Here is a 19,979-nt window from a genome sequence, read left to right on the forward strand (position 1 = left end):
TTTACTCCTATGGATGGGCTTTGATCATCGCGCGCACGCAGTCGGCGATCGACGCGGCACGCGGAACCTGATGTTTCTCGATGTCGGACGAATAGGCGATCGGCGCATAATCACCGCCCAGGCGCCCCGCCGGCCCCTTCAGTACGGAGAAGAGTTCGGTGTTCACCGTGCTCGCGATTTCCGCCCCGAAACCGCAGAATTCGACCGCGGCATGCACAACGAGCGCGCGGCGCGTCTTCCTTACGGAGTCGAGGACGCGGTGATAGTCCAGCGGCATCAGCGTCCTGAGGTCGATGACCTCGGCATCGATGCCTTCCTTGGCGAGCTCCTCGGCTGCCGCGAGGCACTGATTGACCTCCCAGCCATAGGAGATCAGCGTTATATCGCGTCCCAGGCGCTTCACCTTCGCAACACCGAGTGGAATGCGATAGTCTTCCAACGGCACGTCGACCTTCAGCCCGCGCAGCACCCCAAGCGGCTCCAGATGGGCGCAGGGGTCCTCATCGAAAATGCAGCTGAGCAGCAGCCCTTTCGCGTCGAACGCATTGCTGGGGAAAGCAACCTTGATGCCGGGCGTATGCAGCAGCCACGCCTCCAGCGACTGCGAATGCTGCGCACCCAGCCCGCCCAGTCCGCCGCCGACGACCATGCGGATGGTCATCGGCGCATGAGTCGCTGCCCCGGACATGTAGCGCTGCTTAGCCGCATGATTCGCGATCTGGTCGAGGCAGACCCCCATGAAATCGGAGAACATGATCTCCGCGATCGGGCGCATGCCGACGATCGACGAGCCGAGCGCGGCGCCGACGATTGCCTGCTCCGAAATCGGGGTCGGGCGGATCCTGTTTCCGAACCTGGTTTGCAGACCGCGGTTGGTCGCGAACACGCCGCCATGCGGGTCGCCGACATCCTCGCCCAGCAGCCATACCGCTGGATCGGTTTCAAGCGCGACCCGCTGCGCATCCGCAACGGCTTCGAACAGGGCCATTGGCTTCGTGGGACCGGATGGCACCGCTTCATCGGCCCGCGCCGGGTAGCGGCCGCGCTGCGGCACGGCGTCGACGTCCGCAAACACGTCGATAAGGGTGTCGGTCACCGGCGTAACAGGCGCCGCCATCGCTGCGGCAAGCGCCTCGGCCACTTCGGTCTCGGCGGTCTGTTCAAGCGCCGTCAGTTCCGCCTCGTCGCAGATGCCCGTATCGATCAGCAACTGGCGGGTCCGCGGCAACGGCCACCGTTCCTTGGCCGCGGCGACGGCTTCCTTGGTATGATTGGGGCTGTCGCCAACGCCGGCGTGCGGCCCTATGCGGAAGGTCAGCGCCTCAACGAACACCGGCCCGCCACCTTCGCGAACCTCGTCGATTACCTGCTTCATGCCTGTGTGGAACGCGACCGGATCGTTACCGTCCAGCACGATGCCGCGAAAGCCCAGCGCCTCCGCCCGCGCCGCGAAATTCTTGCTCGCGGTATAATCTGGGATCGCCGTGTATTCCGCTATACTGTTGTTCTGACACATAAAGATGATCGGAAGCTTCCATGCCCCGGCCAGGTTCATCGCCTCGTGGACAGCGCCGATGCTCGTCGCCCCATCTCCGAAATTCACGATGGTGACGCGCCGTTCCCCGCGAAACTGGGCCGCATAGGCAAGGCCGTTGGCGATCGGCGCGCCCGCCCCCACGATCGCGGTTGTCACCATCGATCCCGACGACGGGTCGGAAATATGCGGCGACCCTCCCTTTCCCTTGTTGAGACCGCTCTCGCGACCCAGCATTTCAGCGAACAGCCCGTCCAGCGCGACGCCCTTGGCGACCTGGTCGTGCAATCCGCGATAGGTGGTCACCATGTAATCTTGGCGATCGGTTAGCTGGGCGATGGTTGCGGGGATGCATTCCTGGCCGGTCATCGGCCAATAGGAAAACATGAACCTGCCAGCCGAAAGCCCGGCTTGCACGCCTTTATCGACCGCTCGGATGCGCACCATCTGGCCGTAAATGCGCTTCAGCGTTTCAGGGTCGATCCCCAGATTGGTCTTCGTCATCACATTTCAGCTCCAAAGCCGCCGACCCGTCAGGGCGATGCCATGACCACGACGAGGGAAATCCATTACCGCTGCGCCAGAATGAGGCTGGCCGCACGTTCGGCGATCATGACAGTCGGCGCGTGCGTGTTGCCCGACACCAGGTTCGGCATGATCGAGGCGTCGACAACCCGCAGCCCTTCGACACCGCGCACCCGAAGCTGAGGATCGAGTGGACTGGCCGCGTCCCGGCCCATCCGCACCGTGCCCACGGGATGATAGACCGTGCCGCCCCTGGCGCGCGCATAGGCGAGGATCTGTTCGTCACTGACCACCTCTCGACCCGGCGACTTTTCGCGGACGATTGCCGGCGCAAGCGCGGCCTGGCGTGCCAGTCGGCGCGCAAGCCGCACCCCCTTGATATGGGCTTCCTGATCCGCCGCCGCGGATAGGTAGTTGAACCGGATTGCCGGCTGGCACGACGGATCGGCCGAAACGATGCGTACATGGCCGCGAGACAGGGGGCGCAGATGGCACGACCCTATCGTCATGCCCGGCGCCCGATCGGGCCGCATCCGCCGCACGCCGGGCATCATGTCCGCCACGCTCGCCGGGGCGACCGAGAATTGCAGATCGGCTTCCGCCTCTTCGGGGCGCGACTTGGCATAGAGGAACACCTGCGCCGCGGCGGTGGCGAGCAAGCCCCGGCGCGTGGCAAGATAGCGCAGCGGCTCAAGAAGAAGGCGCGGGACGTGCGCCTGGCCGTTGAGCGAGCGCACCCGAGGCGCCAACTGCCAGGCGATCCGGGTGAAATAATGATCCTGCAGATTTTCACCGACCTCTGGCCGGTTCACCAAAGGCCTGATCCCTAGCGACCGCAGCCGCCTGGCATCCCCGATCCCCGAAAGGTTGAGCAGATGGGGCGACCCGATCGCCCCGGCGCACAACAGAATTTCCGCGCGCGCGAGCGCGGTGCCCGAACAGTGTTCGCGCACAAACTCAACACCGGTAGCGCGTCCGTTCTCGAACCGGATCCGCCGCACCTGAGCGCCGGTCAGCAGCGTCAGATTGCGGCGGCGGCGGGCAGATGCGAGGTAAGCGACCGACGCCGACTGACGGCGCCCCCGATATACAGAAAGCTGCGCGGGGCCGCCCCCGAACTGCGTACCGTCGTTGAAGGTCGCCGCACGCGGAAGCCCGATGGCTTCGGCAGCGTCAAGCAGCTGGTGCATGACCGGGAACAGCTCTGCCTGCGAGACCCGCACCGGCCCGTCGCGCCCGGCCCATTCGTCTTCGCCTGTCAGCTGCTGTTCCGACTTCCGGAAATATGGCAGCACATCGTCCCACCCCCAGCCGGAGCAGCCGGCATCGCGCCAGCGGTCATAGTCGCCGCGTGTGCCGCGCACATGGAGCATGCCGTTGATCGAGCTACACCCCCCGACCACCCGGCCGCGCGTCACGTCGAATATTCGCCCGTCCGCCGCCGGCTCGGCTTCGCTCCTGTACCCCCAGGTCAACTCTGGATGATGCATCGTCGTGGAAAAACCGGCGGGCAGGTGGATAAGGGTGTTCAACCATTTCGGGCGGCCACGACCGAAAACGCGATCGTCTCCGCCCGCTTCGATGAGGAGCACGGTCGTGCGATCGTCCGCAGTCAGCCGGTTCGCCAGAACGCATCCGGCCGCACCGGCACCGATGATGATGTAATCATATCCGCCCTCGCGCATGAGCCCTCTGGAACGTTCGCTCTATCGCCGCCCGGCATCAGGGTGGCGGTTCTTGCTCCAGTCCATGCCTAGCTCCGGACGGGCATGGCCATTCGCAATATTAAAAGGGCCGCGCGCCGCACGCCGGCCGCGGCACCCCCAGGTCGATTTAATTTTGCCGATTGCGCCCCGAAACGGGGCGTCGATAGCTGCGCGGCAAGATGACGGTGACGCGCATCCGGCATACGCCGCGACGGCACGCCCTGGCTCGAATGTAGTGGATCCGCCTGTGGGTCGCGCCTGGGAGCAGTCCCAGCGGAGGATTTTGAATGAGCACACGCCCCTTGATCGAACTCGGCGTCGATGGCGTCCTGGCGCTGCCGAACGATGCGTTTTATCGGCTCTCACCCCATGATGTCGCGACGTTCCAACTCGAACTGCTGCGCCAGCGGTTCGCGGACCTGCGCGGACGCATCGCGGCGTTGGGCAAGCTGGCCGATCTCCAGGGCGTCAATGAGATCGCGGCGGTCGATGACGCGGCGCCGCTGCTGTTTCAGCACACCGCGTACAAATCCTACCCCTTCTCGCTGCTGGAAAAACGCAAGTTCCAGGCGATGACGCGCTGGCTTCAATCGCTGACCGCGCACGACCTCTCGCACATCGACGCCAGCAACTGTCATTCGATCGACGACTGGTTCGAACTGCTGGACAACGAGACGCCGCTCTCGGTGCTGCACTCCACCGGCACGACGGGCAAGCTCTCGATCATTCCCCGCGACAAGCGAGAAATGGAACGGTTTGTGCGCGCCTCTCTCAAGGTATTCGAGGGTTATGGCGACGAGCCGGATCTGGTCGGCGACCTGCTGCGCGGCGAGGCCAAAATCCCGATCCTCTATCCCAGTTATCGGTACGGCCGCCACATCGGCCAGCGCATGCTCGACATCTATATCCGCCTGTTTGGAGAGCCTGGCACATGCCGCGCGATGTACGAGGAGATGCTGAGCGCCGACGTTTCCTCGCTCGCCGGCCGGGTTCGCGCGGCCGAGGAAAGGGGTGAACTGGACATCCTCGACATCCCGCCCGATCTGCTCCGCAAATACCGCGAGTCGGTCGATCGCCAGTCCAGCGTGGCAGTGCAGCAAAAGGCATTTTTCGACTTCATGCTCGAAAATTGCCGGGGCCAGCGCGTCATGTCGGTGGCAGTGGTGCCCTATCTATGGGCCTGGACCCAGGTGGCCGAAGCGCAGGGGCTGGAGCGCATGTTCGCCGCCAATAGCATCTTCACGTCCGGCGGGGGGCTAAAGGGTATGGACGCGCCGGCGGACTGGCGCGAACGGATCGAGCGCTTTCTGGGCGCCCCGCTCAACATCGGCTATGGCATGACGGAATCGATGAGCGGGATGCGCATGTGCTCGGAAGGGCATTATCACCCTTCCCCGCTGCTCGTCTCGATCCTGCTGGACGTCGACACCGGCACCCCCTTGCCGCGGACCGGCACGCAGACCGGGCGCTTCGCATTCTTCGATCTGATGCCTGAAAGCTATTGGGGCGGCTTCGTCACCGGCGATCGGGTCACGCTGGTGCACGATCAGCCGTGCGCTTGCGGCCGAACCGGCGCCTATGCGCTAGACAGCATCCGCCGTTTTTCCGAGCTTGAAGGCGGCGACGACAAGATCAGCTGCGCCGGCGCCGCGGATGCCCAGGAACGCGCTATCGAGTATCTCATCGAGCGTGCCAATGCCGAGGAGGCGTCGGCATGAGCGACGACGCGACGCAGATTACCGATACGTTCGACGTCCCGCTCATCCTGCGCGGAAAGATTGTAGAAGCCGCGACCGAGCAATTCGGCGCGCGCCAGGGCGGCGTGGCTTTCCGCGCGCCGGATATCACCCGTTATATCGACAAGCTCGTCGCGCAGGCAGCGGACCTCGACGATATCCAGAAACTGACGTCACGCGAGATCGTCGCGTTCATGGCGAAGGTCGGGCGGGCACTCGATCTGGAAACCAACGCCTACATGCAGCGGGCCTATGAGGTCAGCCGGCTTACATCCGGCATTTCCGCGCCGATCCTTGAAGGCATGTACCGGCGCATGCCGGTGATGTTCGACGAGGCCGCGATCACCCGTTTCATCGAAACGCAGGTCGGCTCCGCCTATCTCGACGGATGGGTCGAGATCGGTCGAACGCCCACTGCCGTAACGGCGATCCGCGCTTTCGGCGCGCGCGCGGTTCACATTATCGCCGGCAATTCGCCAGGCGTTGCGTTCGCGACGATCCTTCGCAACGCGATCACGCGCAGCGACGCGATCATCAAGTTGCCGTCGAACGACCCCCTGACGGCGACCGCGATTGCTCAGACGATGATCGATATCGATCCCGATCACCCTGTCACCCGCCATCTTGCCGTCGGGTACTGGAAAGGCGGCGACGAAAAGGTCGAATCCCGGATCTACACGCCGCGGAACATCGAGAAGATCGTTGCCTGGGGCGGCTATGCCTCGATCCAGCATATTACCCGCTATCTGCGGCCCGGAATCGACCTGATCACGCTGGACCCCAAGCACAGCGCATCGATCATCGGCCAGGAGGCGCTGACCGATGATGCCACGATGCGCAAGGTCGCGGCGCGCGCCGCGATCGACATCGGCGCATATAATCAGGAGGCGTGTGCGAACGCGCGCGTCATCTATGTCGAATGCGATCCCGACGACGATGAGGCACGCGAACGGTTGAACCGTTTCGGCGGCCATGTTTTCGACGCGCTACAGGAGCTCGATGCTCAGTTGAGCACCCCGTCCAAATACGTCGTGCCGGAATTGCAAGAAGAGATCGCGGGCCTGGAGCTACAGGACGACTGGTACCGCGTCTTCCGCAAGGATGACCGCAGTGGCGCGATCATCGTCTCACAGACCGACGAGGCCGTATCCTTCTCCAACCTGCTCGCTTGCCGGACCGCGAACATCGTCCCGGTCGAACGGCTGGAAGACATTCTGAAACGCGTAAACGCCGCGACCCAGACGATCGGCGTATATCCACAGTCTTTGAAGGAACGCATCCGCGATCGGCTTGGTCTTCAGGGGGCGCAGCATCTGATCTCGCTGGGTGCCGTAACCCTGCTGGGCATATCGGGGCCACAGGACGGGATGGAGCCCGAACGCCGCATGCTGAAATGGGTGAAGGACGTCAGCATTCCCGAATAGGCCGGAAGGAGCACGCGGCACGATGCCCCTTCCGTCCAGTCAAACCTTGCAAGGCTGAAGCATCCGCGCGATTGCCCGGCGGCGTTCTCGGTGCGCATCGCTGTCGGCCGAGCTGGTGAATGCCATCTCGAAGATCGGCTGCAGAAAGGCCGGTATCGTGCATAGCGAACAGACCATATACGCCGCGTGCTCGGCCGAAACGTCCGATCGGCAGCGTCCGTCGCGGATCATCGCCGCCATCGTGCGGGTCACGATCGAATAGCAGCGGCTCGCGAGACGGCCGACATAGGTGCCGCCGACAACCGACCCGTCGCGCAACGCGTCATTGTGCAGCAGCACGAGCAGGCCAGCGCGCTCCCGAAAATGAACTTCCATCAATTCGATGAGGTCTTCGATCGAACGCCCCTCGACCACACCGTTTTCGACATCGCGCTCGAACTGCTTCACCTTGCGGGTCAGGTCCTGATAATCGCGTTCGAACAAGGATGAGAGCAGCCCCTCCTTGCTCTTGAAGTAATAGTTGATCATCGCCTGGGTGACCCCCGCCACCTCCGCGATCTGCCGGCCGGTGATGCGGGACGAGTCGGCCTTTTCGAGGCAGGTGTTCGCCGCGTTCAGCAGGGACGAGAGAACATGTTCCTGCGCGGCTGCCATCATGGAAGGCGGGCGCCCCTTACTACGGCCGCCGGCGTTCGGTCGTGCGCGCTTCGCAGGACGTGCATCAAGCGCAGAGGGACTCCTGCTGACTTCCATGGCGATCATCCTTTCCAAGTGGCATTTTCTATTTTGGTGCACCTTCACCAGCCGGAGAGTTCCGCAAGCCGGGCGCGATGCCGCGCAGGCGTTCCCAGAAACTGCCGGTCGAAAATGCTGCGGCGCAGCCAGATGTGGGTGCCGAATTCCCACGTATATCCGACGCCGCCGTGCAATTCGATCGATCGACGGACCGAGTTCGCATACACCTCGCTACTATGCGCCTTGGCACGTGCGGCAGCAATAGCAGAATCAGTTAGATGATTGTCCCAGCCATGGGCCGCATACCAATAGAGGCCGGCCAGGGGTTCGATCTGGAGAGCAAGCTCGGCAAGCTGATGCTTCACCGCCTGAAAACGCCCGACCGGGACGCCGAATTGTACCCGTTCCTGGACGAACGCCACGGTTTCGCGCAGGCATCGTTGCGCGCCACCGACGGCGTCCGCGGCCAGCAGGAGCGACCACAGGTCGAACAATCGCCAGGCCAATGCCAGGTCGCCGCCAAGCACGGTGCATGGCACATTATCGAGCCGCACGGTCGCCAGTCGGTGCGTAGGGTCGAACGCCGCGGCCGGTTCGACGGTCACGCCCGGCGTATCGACCTCGACCACGCCAAGCCGCCCTCCGGCCAGGCCGACCAGCAGCAAATCCATGCCATCGCTCCACGGCACGTGGGGCCGGACGGCGGAAATGCGTGGTCCGGCCGCAACGGTCCAACTGTCTGGCGCCCAGGCTTCTCCACCTTCGAGGAAGGACGCCGTGATCCGCGCCTTGCCCGCCGCCAGCGGTGGCAACCAGCGTTCGCGCAGCGCTTCCCCTCCCCCTTCGACGATGGCCGCGCCCCCGACGACATGTTCGGCGAAGGCGGCAGGCGCAGCAAATCGGCCCATCACTTCCGCCACCACGGCCGCATCGAGCGCCTGCAGCCCCAGGCCGCCATGCGCCTCCGGAATCATCATTCCGGGCACGCCCAGCGCTTGCAGCCCCTGCCAGGTCGCCGCGTCCATCGCCGGCGTGTCGAAGGTGGTCAGCAATTGCTGCGGCGTGCACAAATCCGCAAGGAGGGCCTCAACGGCCGATTGGAAATGACGTTGATCTTCACTCAGATCGAAATCGACCGACATGATGATTCCTTTGCGCAATGGGCGCTGGCAGGGGCATGATACGCATCGCTCGGCGGGTTCCGCCGACGTGACGTGGTCAGGCCTTCAAACCGGCCTCGCGAAGCATCGACTTGGCGATGATCACCTGCTGCACTTGGCTGGTCCCCTCGTAGATGCGCAGCAGCCTGACATCGCGGTAGAAACGCTCGACGGCATATTCGGTCATGTAGCCCGCGCCGCCGTGAATCTGGACCGCGCGATCGGCAATCCGCCCCAGCGCCTCGGTGGTGAAATATTTGGCGCAGGAAGCCTCCGCCGTCACCCGCTCGCCCGCGTCAAAGCGCCGCGCGACATCCTCCACCATCACCTGCGCCGCATAAGCCTCGGTGCGACTGTCGGCCAGCATCCCCTGGACCAGCTGAAAACGGGCGATTTCCTGACCGAACTGCTTCCGTTCGACCGCATAGCTTACCGATTCTTGCAGCAGGCGCTCGCACATCCCCGTGGCCAGTGCCGCCATATGAATGCGCCCGCGGTCGAGCACCTTCATCGCGGTACGAAAGCCTTGCCCCGGCACCCCTCCGATGATGGCGTCGGCCGGCACGCGGCATTCTTCGAAGATGACGTCACAGGTCACCGTCCCGCGCTGCCCCATCTTTTTGTCGGGCTTGCCGAAGCTGATCCCGGCGATCCCTGCCGGAACGATGAACGCGCTAATCCCGCCGGCGCCGGGAACCGACGGATCGGTGCGCGCCATGACCGTGAACATGCCCGCGCGCGGCGCATTCGTGATGTAGCGCTTGGTACCGTTGATGACATAATCATCGCCCTCCCGCCGGGCGGAGGTCTTGATCGACGCCGCATCCGACCCGGCGTCCGGTTCGGTCAACGCGAACGACGCAATCGCGTCACCCGCGGCAAGCCGCGGCAGCCATTCGTGTTTCTGCGCCTCGGTGCCGTCGATCACGATTCCCTGCGAACCGATGCCCACTGTCGTGCCGATCACCGATCGGAAGGCGAAGGATGTCCGCCCGAGGCGGCGGATGACCTGTGCTTCCTGGCGCATCGAAAGACCGAGGCCACCATAGCTTTCCGGGATCGACAGACCAAACAGGCCCAGTTCGCGCATCTCGGCAATGATCTCCGCCGGAACGGCATCCTCCTGCTCGACACGCTCTTCCGCCGGAACGAGCCGTTCGGCGACGAATCGTTCGACCGTTTCCAGCAGAAGGTTGAACCCGTCGTCGAAATCTTCCTGCGCCATTCTGGCTGCCTTCCCTGCTCCGTCGCCGGCCGTCCGGCGCAAACTGACCATCGCGCAATCCATGGCGCTTGACGCAAGATGCATTAGATGTACCTCTATAGCAACTGCAAGGGCGGCGCGCAGGAGAACGGGACGGATGGCTGGCAAGACGATCGTGACAACCGGCACCTGTCGCGGCTTCGGTCGCAGCCGCCATCCCTTGAACTGGATACAACAATGATCTTCCCCGATTCCAAACTCTATATCGACGGCGTGCTCCGCCCCGCCACCGGGGACATATCGTTCGATAACATAAGCCCCTGGACAGGCGAGACCGTCGGGCGCGCCGCCGATGCGACAGCCGAGGACATGGACGCGGCGATCGCTGCGGCCCGGCGCGCTTTCGACGAAACCGACTGGTCGACCAATCGCGCCATTCGGCGTGATCTGGTCCACACATTCGGCCTGGCGCTGAAGGCGAACCGCCACCGGCTGGCTGAGATCGCACGCCACGAAGTTGGCGCCGCGCCGGGCGCCATAAGCAGCATTCAGGTCGATGGCCCACTCGGCTTTCTCGATCCGCTCTTTGCCCTGTTCGACAAGATCGAATGGGAAACACCCATGGGCGACGCCAGCGGATTCGGCATGACCAGCCGCCGCCTGCTGGTGAAGGAGCCCGCCGGGGTCGTCGGCGCGATCACGCCATGGAATGTCCCGCTCTACATCACGGTCGGCAAGGTCGTCCCCGCATTGCTCGCGGGGTGTACGGTGGTGCTCAAGCCAGCGCCCGACACGCCGCTGATGGCCGCGATCCTGGGCGAGCTGGCCGCCGAGGTCGGCTTTCCGCCGGGTGTGCTGAATGTGGTTACGGGAAGCGAGCCGGCGCTGCTGGGCGAGATGCTCGTCACCGATCCCAGAGTGGATCTTATCTCGTTTACCGGATCGACCTCCGTCGGGCGCAGAATCATGGAAAAGGCCGCGCCGACGCTCAAGCGCCTGTTCCTGGAACTGGGGGGCAAGTCGGCGGGAATCGTGTTCGCCGATGCACCCGATTTTGCGCAGGCGGTGGCGCGGTCCATCGTCTGCTTCCATGCGGGGCAAGGTTGCGCGATGATTACCCGCCTGCTGGTGGAACGCTCCCGCTATGACGAGGCGGTGACCGTGCTGAGCGCCGCCTATGCCGGCTACGCCACGCGCTGGGGCGATCCGGATGATTTGGCGAATGTCATGGGGCCGGTCATCTCCTCGCGGCAGCGCGACCGGGTGATGGGGTATATCGAACAGGGTATTGCCGAAGGCGCCCGGCTCATAGCTGGCGGGAAGGTCCGGCCCGGCAGCGGCTTTTTCGTCGAACCGACCTGCTTCGTGGATGTCAGCAACGCCATGACGATCGCGCGCGAGGAAATTTTTGGTCCGGTCCTGGTGGTCATGCCCTTCGATGACGAAGACGACGCGGTGCGGATCGCCAACGACAGCCAGTTCGGGCTTTCCGGATCGGTCCGCACCGGCGATCCCGAACGCGCGATGCGCGTCGCGCGCCGTCTGCGCACCGGATCGGTCGGCATCAACGGCGGCATGCCGATCGCGGTCGATTTGCCGTTCGGCGGCTACAAGCAAAGCGGTATCGGCAAGGAATGGGGAATCGAGGGCTTCGAAGAGTATCTTGAGACCAAATCGATCGCGCTGCCCGCTTGAAACCACGCCATATCTCGTCTCGCCGACGCGCGGGAACGAACGACGGACCGCCATTCCCGCGCGTCGGCAAGGGTGAGGACGCATGACCGATCCACTGCCTTTCCGTGGCGCAGCGGATCTTGCCGGCGACCTTCGCGCCAGAAAGCTCAGCGCGGTTGATCTGACCGGCGCCTTTCTGGACCGGATCGAACGTCTCGATCCATATTACCACAGCTTCATCAGCCTGTCGGCCGAGAGCGCGATGGCGGACGCCGATCGTGCCGACCGCGAACTGCGGGCCGGCATCGACCGGGGGCCGATGCACGGCATTCCGGTCGGTATAAAGGATCTGATCGACACCGCGGGCATTGTAACCGCCGCTGGCCTAGCGGTGCGTGCAGGCCATGTCCCCGACCGCGACGCGACCGTGGTGCGCCGCCTGCGTGAAGGCGGGGCGGTGATACTCGGCAAGCTGACGCTTACCGAAGGCGCCACGCTCCTCCATCATCCCGATACTCCTGTGCCTGTGAATCCGTGGGGGGCCACGCGCAATTCGGGCTTTTCGTCCAGCGGCGCCGGCGTCGCGGTCGCGGCGGGGCTGTGCACGCTCGCCCTTGCGTCCGACACCGGCGGGTCGATCCGCATTCCATCCGCCTTCAACGGGCTGACCGGGCTCAAGCCCAGCTGGGGCCGGGTAAGCCGCGCGGGCGTGTTCCCGCTCGCCGAATGCCTTGATGTGGTCGGCCCGATGGCCCGTTCGGCAGCCGACGCCGCAATCGCCCTGTCCGTCATCGCGGGCGCTGACCCGGACGACCCGACGACGGATTTGTCTCAACCGCCCGACTATGCCGCGGGTCTTCGGTTGCCAATCGACGGGGTGGTCATCGGGGTCGATTGGGAACGGATCGCAACGGATTGTACGCCATCGGTTATGCAGGGGCTGCGCGCCATCGCCGCCACCCTAAAGACCCTCGGCGCGATCATTGCGCCGGTTCGACTGGATTTGCCCGACCCGCAACGCATCGTCGCCCTGGCGGCGGCGGGTATCTCCGATGCGCATCGCGAGACTTTCCCCGCTTTCGCCGATCAATACAGCCCCGCCATCCGTGCGATGCTGGAAGCCGGAATGAAGCTGCCCGCACGCGATGTCGCAGCCGCAATGTCGGCCGCCGAACGCTTCAAGGGCCAGTTGCGCGCAAGCTTCGCTCATGTGGACTTGTTGCTGGTACCGGCAATGACCGGCCCCGCGCCTTCAATCCTGGGCAGCGGAATCGAAGGGGCGGATTCCGTGCCACACAGCATGACATATACTCTGCCGTTCAACGTCAGCGGCAGCCCGACCATCACCTTTCCATGCGGCTTCGACGGCGGCCTGCCGATCGCGGGCCAGCTCATCGGGCCGCATTTGGCCGAATCGTTGCTGCTGCGTGCCGCGCATGCTTTCCAGTCTCGAACCGAATGGCACCGGCACCGCCCGCCGGCGCCCCGGTGATCCGCCTCCGCCGCCTGTCGCTTCCCGAACGCCTTTACGGGCGGCAAGAAACGCGCTAGCAAGAAAACCGTTACAGTGTCGGTTATTTCAGGAGAGTGCCATGAAGGTCGAGGACATGGTCATCGTGAGCGTCGACGATCACATCGTCGAACCGCCCACGATGTACGAAAACCACCTGAGCGCACAGCACAAGGCGATCGCGCCACAACTGCGCAAGGACAAGAACGGCGCCGATTTCTGGCTCTATGAGGGCAATCGATCGGGTGCGGTCGGTCTCAATGCCGTGGTCGGCCGGGTCAAAGAAGAATATGGATGCGAGCCGGTCTCCCTGAAGCAGATGCGAAAGGGGGCGTGGGATATTCATTCGCGCATTGAAGACATGAACGCGAACGGCATTCTCGCATCGCTCAATTTCCCGTCCGTGGTCGGATTTGACGGCCAGCTGTTCCACCGCTTCAAGGACAAGGATAACGCCCGCATTCTTCTGCAGGCGTATAACGACTGGCATATCGACGAATGGTGCGGCCTCTATCCCGGCCGGAACATCCCCAACGCAATCCTGCCCTTCTGGGATATCGCCGCCACGGTGGCCGAGATCGAGCGTGTCGCCAGAAAGGGCTGTCACAACCTTTCGTTCAGCGACAATCCCTCGCTTAAGGGCTATCCCAGCATCCATAACGAGCACTGGGCGCCACTGTGGAAGGCATGCGCCGACCATGATATGGTGATCAACATCCACATCGGCTCCGGCGCGCAGGCGCCGCACGCCTCGATGGAATCCCCGATCGATGCGTGGATCACCACGATGCCCATCTCGATCGTCAATTCAGCGGCCGACTGGCTCCACCTCAAGGCGTTGCAGGAATATCCGCTACAGATATCGCTGTCGGAAGGCGGCATCGGCTGGATTCCTTACTTCCTTGAGCGCGCCGACTTCTCTTTCGAACAGCATCATCGCTGGACTCACGCCGACTTCGGTCCGGGACGCAAACCAAGCGACGTGTTCCGCGAGCACTTTCTGACCTGCTTTATCGATGACCGTTTCGGCCTCGAGAATGTCGAAGCGATCGGCGAGGATAACATCGCCTATGAATGCGATTATCCGCACTCCGACTCGCTTTGGCCGGAAGTGCCGGAAATCCTCTTCGACAGCCTGAAGCATCTCGACCAACGCGTGATCGACAAGATCAGCCATGCCAACGCGCTGAAGCGGTTTAACTTCGACGCGTTCGGCAAGATGGGCGGGCGCGAGAACTGCACCGTCGCCGCGCTTCGCGCGAATGCAACGCATGTCGACACGACGCCAAAGTCCTTCGGCGGGCCGACACCGCTGCAGCCCGGAGAGACGCCGCGCCGTGTGACATCGGGGGATATCACGCGCATGTTCCGCGATGTCGCGAGCCAGGACGGGGATTTCCGCGACCCGGCGGCGGAAGAGGCACTGGCCGACGCCTGATCCGTATAACGGGGCGGTCGGAAGGCCGCCCCGTTTATTGCGGCAATGGCGACAGCATCAACAGGAGAATGTGCGCCTCCGCCCGTTTGAAATCGAGGCTGTCCAACGCGCCACCGTCGGCTCCCATCGTCGCCGAGTATCGTGACGCCATGCGTTCGATCGCCGCGACGATCACGATGGCACGCGCGGCTGCGTCGCGCTCCGACACCTCCGCACTGCCCTGCGCCGCGATGATCCGCTTCGCCAGGCCACGAACGATCGGCTGCATCGTTTCGTTACGAACGGCCAGATAGTCGGCATGCCCGGTGTCTGCGCGGAAATTGCGCAGCGTCAGCACGGCGCGATTGCTGTCCCAATAGCGATAGAAGGCGGCGATGAACTGCGACGTCCAGGCTTCCAGCGCCTCCCGTTCCCATGGCATGGCCAGAACCGCCGCGACCTCTCCGATCTGGTTCGAAGCCTCGCGACTGAGGACGAGCAGCAACTCGTCGACATCCTTGAAATAGAGGTAGAATGTCTGCGAGGCTAGGCCGGCGGCCTGGCTGATCGAGCGGACGGTCAGCCGGTCGCTCTGCAACGTACCGACCAGCTCACGCGCCGCAGCGATCAGTCGATGACGGCTCTCGCTGCCCTTGCGCCCGAGCGATTGCCCCTGCTTGTTCGTTCGCACCATGGACGCGAACTCTCAAGATTCTGGAGCGTTAGCAAGCCCCGTTGAGGCGAACCATCGCCGCGCTGCTCTTCGCCATGCTCCTATATCCAGTCTTCGTTAGCGGACATCCTGGAGAGAGGGTCAGTCTTCCGGCGCGATCCGCAACGCAAGCCCCTCCAGCGAGGCGCTCAGCGGGAGCTGGCAGGAAAGCCGCGACATCTCGTTGCGATGCGGCGAGGTGTCCAGCATGTCACTCTCGTCATCTTGCATGGCGGGCAGGCGGCCGGCAAAAGCCGGGTCGACATAAACATGACATGTCGCGCAGCTCACACAGCCGCCGCACAGCGCAAGCAGGTCGTCGAGCCCGGAATCGCGGATCGCTTCCATCACGCTCAAGCCTTCCGCGCCCTCGATCTCGTATTGTGATCCGTCGCGGGCGGTCACCGACAATTTCGGCATGACAGTGTTTCCCGTGCTTGATGTAAGGCTCAATCCATCGTCGGGATCGAGAAGTTGCGCTCAGGCGCGGAACCAGCCGAAGGCCAGCGCTGCGTGACAGTCTTGGTCCGCGTGTAAAAGCGAACACCGTCCATGCCGTACTGGTTGAGATCGCCGAACCCGGACCGCTTCCAGCCGCCGAAACTGTGGTACGCGACGGGCACCGGGATCGGTATGTTGATCCCCACCATGCCCACCTCCACCGCCGCCGCGAAGCGGCGCGCATGATCGCCGTCGCGCGTGAAGATCGCGACGCCGTTGCCATATTGATGATCCGTGGGGTAGCTCAGCGCCTCTTCGAAACTCTCGGCACGCACCATCTGCAGCACCGGGCCGAAGATTTCGTCCCGATAGCTCTTCATGTCCGGCGTGACACGGTCGATCAACGTCGGCGCAAGGAAATAGCCGGCTTCATGACCCTGAAGCGAAAAGCCGCGCCCATCCACGACCAGCTCCGCGCCCTCATCCTGCGCCATCTGAATATAGGCTTCGATCCGCGCCTTGTGCTGGCTGCTGACCACGGGGCCATAATCGGCATCGGGGTCCGTCGGAATACCGACGCGCAGGCCATGGATCGCGGCGACGAGGCGTTCGCGCAAGGCGTCCGCGGTCGCGGCACCGACCGGAACGACGACCGGCAGCGCCATGCAGCGCTCACCCGCCGAACCGAAAGCCGCGCCCACGATATCGGCCACGGCCTGATCCAGATCGGCATCGGGCAGCACGATACCATGGTTCTTCGCGCCGCCCATGCATTGCATCCGCTTGCCGTTGGCCGCGCCCCGCTCGTAGACATGCTGCGCGATATCCGACGACCCGACAAAGCTCACCGCCTTGACGGCCGGGTGCTCGAGGATCGCGTCGACGATCTCTTTATCGCCATGAAGGACGTTGAAGATCCCCGCGGGCAAGCCTGCCTCGATCGCTAGTTCAGCCAGCCGGACCGGCACGGAAGGATCCCGCTCCGAAGGCTTCAGAATAAACGCATTGCCGCAGGCTATCGCCGGTGCAGCCATCCACAGCGGGATCATGGCGGGGAAGTTGAACGGCGTGATTCCGGCGACGACCCCTAACGGCTGACGCGTGGAATAGACGTCGATCCCAGGCCCCGCCCCCTCGGTATATTCCCCCTTCAGCAGATGCGGGATACCGCAGCAGAATTCGACAACCTCCAGCCCGCGCTGAATATCTCCACGCGCGTCGTCGACGACCTTTCCATGTTCTGACGCCAGCAACCGCGCGAGTTCGCCGATCTCCGCCTCGATCAGTTCCTTGAAGCGGAACATGACCCGTGCACGGCGCTGCGGGTTGAGCGCCGCCCAGCCGGGCTGCGCCGCCTTGGCGTTCGCTACCACCGTATCGAGGTCCGTGCGCGCCGCCAGCGACACGCGCGCCTGCACCTGCCCCGTCGAAGGATCGAAAACATCGCTCGTACGGGTGCCGCTCAAAACGGCCGGGCCGCCGTCGATGAAATGACCGATGTTGCGCATACCGTCCTCTCCCATAAGGTAGTGCCGGGTAGCATCGAACATTGTGCAAGGGTATCGACACCGAATCCAATCGATTGTGCAGAAACACCGATGCTCTCGACTGAACACCTGGCCGCTTTTCTGGCCGTCATGCGCAACGGCAACGCCATCGGCGCGGCACGCAGGCTCGGCGTCGATCATTCCACCGTCACACGGCGGCTCGATGCGCTTGAAAAATCACTAAACGTCAGATTGTTCGATCGTTCGCCGCGCGGCTTCGCGCCGACCGACGCGGCGGGTTTGCTGCTGATCGAAGCCGAACGCGTCGAACGCGCCCTGCTCAACGCCGCAAGCATCGTCGCCGATCGCTCGGCCGACGTGTCGGGCACAGTGCGTCTGGCGACACCGGAAATATTCGGCACCGCTCTGGTCGCCCCCCATGTCGCCCGCCTGACCCGGGATCACCCCGGCATTCTGCTCGAACTCGTGCCGGAAAGCAGATCGTTCAGCCTGTCCCGGCGCGAAGCCGACATCGCGATAATGGTGCGCAAGCCGCCGCGCGGACGCCTGGTGACCCGCCGCCTCGCCGACTACACGGTGGCGCTTTATGCAGCGGAATCCTACCTCGCCGCGCATCCGCCGATTCAGAAGGCCGAGGATTTGCGCGATCACGCTTTCGTGTCGTTCGTCGAAGAACTCGCTCCTTTTCCGGAACTGGTCGCGCTCGATCAGCTGGTTCCCTTTGCCCGGATTGCTTTCCGGTCGAGCAGCAGCCTCGCCCAGCAGGCGGCGGTCAAGGCGGGCGTGGGGATCGGGGCTTTGCACCGGCTGGCCGCCGATGACGATCCCGGGCTGGTCCGGGTGCTGCCCGAACTTGCTGTGCAGCGAAGCTACTGGCTTGTCGTGCACGCCGATCTCAGGCGGCTTCCCGCGGTTCGCGCCGTCATCGCCTTCCTCGAAAGCATCGTTATCCTGCAAAGCGGCCGGCTATAATTCCCGCTCCGTTGACACGCCCACCAAAGAAATGACTTTTTTGCTCTGCGGGAGGAAGGGCCACCAAAGCGCGATGGACATGCATATCCATGGCGAACGCTTCCGCGCACCTACCGCGCTCCCGGTCGTCTTTGCCCCGTCCTGAGGATCAGCATCCGGACGCGCGCTTGCCCGAACCCCGCGGCGCCTGTTTCTCTTCGCCGCGCGCATGACCGGGCATCATCCATCTTCGCCTTTCGCGTCAGCTTCGAACAGCATCCTGACCGCGACACGGTCGATCTTCAGCGACGCATTTCGCGGCAAGGCGGTTACGATCCGCCAGCGCGCCGGCACCTGGGTCGCATAGAGCGTCTGCCGAACATGGCGTACCAGGGCGCCGATATCGGGCGAAAGGACGCCACCCCGCATCACGACCGCCGCAGCCGGAACCTCGCCGAGCCGCGCGTCAGGCACGCCAACCACCGCCACCTCGTCGATATCGGCATGGCGCATCAACACCGCCTCGATCGTTTCCGGCACTATCTTGAACCCGCCCCGGTTGATCGCGCCATCGGCGCGTCCATGAAGATAAAGGAACCCGTCGCCGTCGATCGCCCCCAGATCGGTCGTCGGAATCCAGTCTGGACCCATTCTCGCCGATCTGACCTCCACCAGCCCAATCTCGGCGGGCGGGACCTGATGATCCGATTGCGGATGGCGGATCCGCACCGCATTGCCGGCATAGGGCCGACCGACACTGCCGAGTTTCGCCTCGCCATACCGTTCGCGATCCGCCAGCGTCACCTGGGTTACCGGCCCTCCGAATTCGGTCGCACCATAAGCCAGCAGGACGGGCACGCCGAACCGGCGCTCAAACGCACGCTGGGTCTCTACCGCCAGCGGCGCGGCGCCCGTCATGACGAAGTTGAGGCTGGAAAGGTCCCTGGGCGCAATGTTCGCGGACAGAGCCATGCTGATCCCGGCCGTCGGTATGGAAGCCGATGCCAGACGATAGCGCATGACATGCGCATGCCAGTCCGCGATCGTGAAACGGGGAAGCAGAACGACCGGGCGCCCCCCAAGCAATGCCGCCAGCCCCGCCCGCAGACCGGAAATGTTGCTCAACGGAAAATAAAGCAGCGCCGGTATCGGATCGGGCGACGGCGCTGCGCCGCCGATATTGTCGCTCACCATCCGTCCGACCTGATCGTAGCCGAACGGGTGATGTTTGGGCGCGCCAGTGGTGCCGCTTGTCAGCAGCCAGATTCCCGGTGCCTGCCCCGAATCCCCTTCTGCCACAGCGTTGCCGCCGCACAGCGCGATCCGCTCCTCGTCCAGTTTATGCAGAGCAAAGGCAGCCAGCCCCGCGCCGCGCGCCGCAGCCTCGATCGGCGCGCCGAAATCGCTGCGATCACAAACGAAGCCGGTAAGGCGGTGCCGCGCCATGTCCTGCGCCATTCCGCTCTGCGACTGGTAGCTGTGGATCATCACGACCGTGACCTCACGCGACAGCAGCGCGATCAGGGCGATCAGCGAGGACGGGCGATTGCGCGGCGCGAAACCGACGCGCGCGCCCGCAGCGATACCGCCCGCGTCGAGCCAGGCGTTCAGGTCATCGACAAGCCCGCGATAATCCCGCCACGGCCGCCAACGCCCCTCGAAGCAGATCGCGGGGTCACCGTCCGCCGGCATCCGGCCGATAAACGCGCGGCAGAGCGAATGCAGGGTCAAACGGCATCTCC

15 protein-coding genes are annotated in these 19,979 nt (G+C 64.1%); 6 read left to right on the forward strand and 9 right to left on the reverse strand.

Annotated features, from left to right (window positions below; all coding sequences use genetic code 11):
* Positions 1-7 precede the first annotated feature (7 nt).
* Together ACMT1E_RS11020 and ACMT1E_RS11025 are read right to left on the reverse strand one after the other, a co-directional pair.
* Positions 8-2,038: a thiamine pyrophosphate-dependent enzyme gene (locus tag ACMT1E_RS11020; protein WP_414900259.1), complete on the reverse strand. Its 2,031-nt coding sequence runs from the start codon at positions 2,036-2,038 to the stop codon at positions 8-10.
* A 65-nt stretch (positions 2,039-2,103) separates the two neighbouring features.
* Positions 2,104-3,744, reverse strand: a complete 1,641-nt coding sequence (locus tag ACMT1E_RS11025) for a GMC family oxidoreductase (RefSeq protein WP_414900260.1) — start codon at positions 3,742-3,744, stop codon at positions 2,104-2,106.
* 308 nt (positions 3,745-4,052) lie between these two features.
* On the opposite strand from ACMT1E_RS11025, the gene ACMT1E_RS11030 reads away from it, so the two are divergent.
* Together ACMT1E_RS11030 and ACMT1E_RS11035 are read left to right on the forward strand one after the other, a co-directional pair.
* A complete protein-coding gene (locus ACMT1E_RS11030; protein WP_414900261.1) occupies positions 4,053-5,483 on the forward strand; it encodes a hypothetical protein in 1,431 nt (476 codons plus the stop codon).
* Positions 5,480-6,925 (forward strand): acyl-CoA reductase, encoded by a 1,446-nt coding sequence (locus tag ACMT1E_RS11035; RefSeq protein ID WP_414900263.1) that lies wholly within the window; start codon positions 5,480-5,482, stop codon positions 6,923-6,925. The genes ACMT1E_RS11030 and ACMT1E_RS11035 overlap by 4 nt, the downstream gene beginning before the upstream one ends.
* 39 nt (positions 6,926-6,964) lie before the next feature.
* Here ACMT1E_RS11035 and ACMT1E_RS11040 read toward each other — a convergent pair whose 3' ends face one another.
* The 3 genes from ACMT1E_RS11040 to ACMT1E_RS11050 all read right to left on the reverse strand — a co-directional run bounded on the left by ACMT1E_RS11040 (position 6,965) and on the right by ACMT1E_RS11050 (position 10,045).
* The gene (locus ACMT1E_RS11040) at positions 6,965-7,687 is read right to left on the reverse strand and encodes a TetR/AcrR family transcriptional regulator (RefSeq protein WP_414903395.1); all 723 of its coding nucleotides are present in this window, start codon (positions 7,685-7,687) and stop codon (positions 6,965-6,967) included.
* Between the two features lie 35 nt (positions 7,688-7,722).
* On the reverse strand, positions 7,723-8,802 hold the full coding sequence (locus tag ACMT1E_RS11045; protein WP_414900264.1) for an acyl-CoA dehydrogenase family protein: 1,080 nt from the start codon (positions 8,800-8,802) through the stop codon (positions 7,723-7,725).
* A 76-nt stretch (positions 8,803-8,878) separates the two neighbouring features.
* Positions 8,879-10,045, reverse strand: coding sequence for an acyl-CoA dehydrogenase family protein (locus ACMT1E_RS11050; protein ID WP_414900265.1), 1,167 nt, complete (start codon positions 10,043-10,045; stop codon positions 8,879-8,881).
* Positions 10,046-10,132: 87 nt separating this feature from the next.
* On the opposite strand from ACMT1E_RS11050, the gene ACMT1E_RS11055 reads away from it, so the two are divergent.
* The 3 genes from ACMT1E_RS11055 (at position 10,133) to ACMT1E_RS11065 (ending at position 14,646) form a co-directional block, all read left to right on the forward strand.
* Entirely contained in the window at positions 10,133-11,719 is a 1,587-nt protein-coding gene (locus tag ACMT1E_RS11055; protein ID WP_414900266.1) for an aldehyde dehydrogenase family protein, read from the forward strand.
* A gap of 82 nt (positions 11,720-11,801) precedes the next feature.
* Entirely contained in the window at positions 11,802-13,190 is a 1,389-nt protein-coding gene (locus ACMT1E_RS11060) for an amidase (protein ID WP_414900267.1), read from the forward strand.
* Between the two features lie 100 nt (positions 13,191-13,290).
* Positions 13,291-14,646, forward strand: coding sequence for an amidohydrolase family protein (locus ACMT1E_RS11065; RefSeq protein WP_414900268.1), 1,356 nt, complete (start codon positions 13,291-13,293; stop codon positions 14,644-14,646).
* 34 nt (positions 14,647-14,680) lie between these two features.
* On the opposite strand, the gene ACMT1E_RS11070 is transcribed toward ACMT1E_RS11065, so the two are convergent.
* The 3 genes from ACMT1E_RS11070 to ACMT1E_RS11080 all read right to left on the reverse strand — a co-directional run bounded on the left by ACMT1E_RS11070 (position 14,681) and on the right by ACMT1E_RS11080 (position 17,286).
* Positions 14,681-15,319 (reverse strand): TetR/AcrR family transcriptional regulator, encoded by a 639-nt coding sequence (locus tag ACMT1E_RS11070; RefSeq protein WP_414900269.1) that lies wholly within the window; start codon positions 15,317-15,319, stop codon positions 14,681-14,683.
* A gap of 120 nt (positions 15,320-15,439) precedes the next feature.
* Positions 15,440-15,757: a 2Fe-2S iron-sulfur cluster-binding protein gene (locus tag ACMT1E_RS11075; RefSeq protein ID WP_414900270.1), complete on the reverse strand. Its 318-nt coding sequence runs from the start codon at positions 15,755-15,757 to the stop codon at positions 15,440-15,442.
* 29 nt (positions 15,758-15,786) lie between these two features.
* Entirely contained in the window at positions 15,787-17,286 is a 1,500-nt protein-coding gene (locus ACMT1E_RS11080) for a CoA-acylating methylmalonate-semialdehyde dehydrogenase (RefSeq protein ID WP_414900272.1), read from the reverse strand.
* Between ACMT1E_RS11080 and ACMT1E_RS11085 the strand changes: the two genes are divergently transcribed.
* Positions 17,269-18,258: a LysR family transcriptional regulator gene (locus ACMT1E_RS11085; RefSeq protein WP_414900274.1), complete on the forward strand. Its 990-nt coding sequence runs from the start codon at positions 17,269-17,271 to the stop codon at positions 18,256-18,258. The genes ACMT1E_RS11080 and ACMT1E_RS11085 overlap by 18 nt on opposite strands.
* Positions 18,259-18,477: 219 nt before the next feature.
* Here the strand turns inward: ACMT1E_RS11085 and ACMT1E_RS11090 are convergent, their stop codons facing one another.
* Complete coding sequence (locus ACMT1E_RS11090) at positions 18,478-19,968, reverse strand: class I adenylate-forming enzyme family protein (RefSeq protein ID WP_414900275.1); 1,491 nt, start codon at positions 19,966-19,968, stop codon at positions 18,478-18,480.
* Positions 19,969-19,979: the final 11 nt, after the last annotated feature.

This window comes from Sphingomonas flavalba, assembly GCF_047553045.1.
Lineage (GTDB): Bacteria > Pseudomonadota > Alphaproteobacteria > Sphingomonadales > Sphingomonadaceae > Sphingomonas_L > Sphingomonas_L flavalba_A.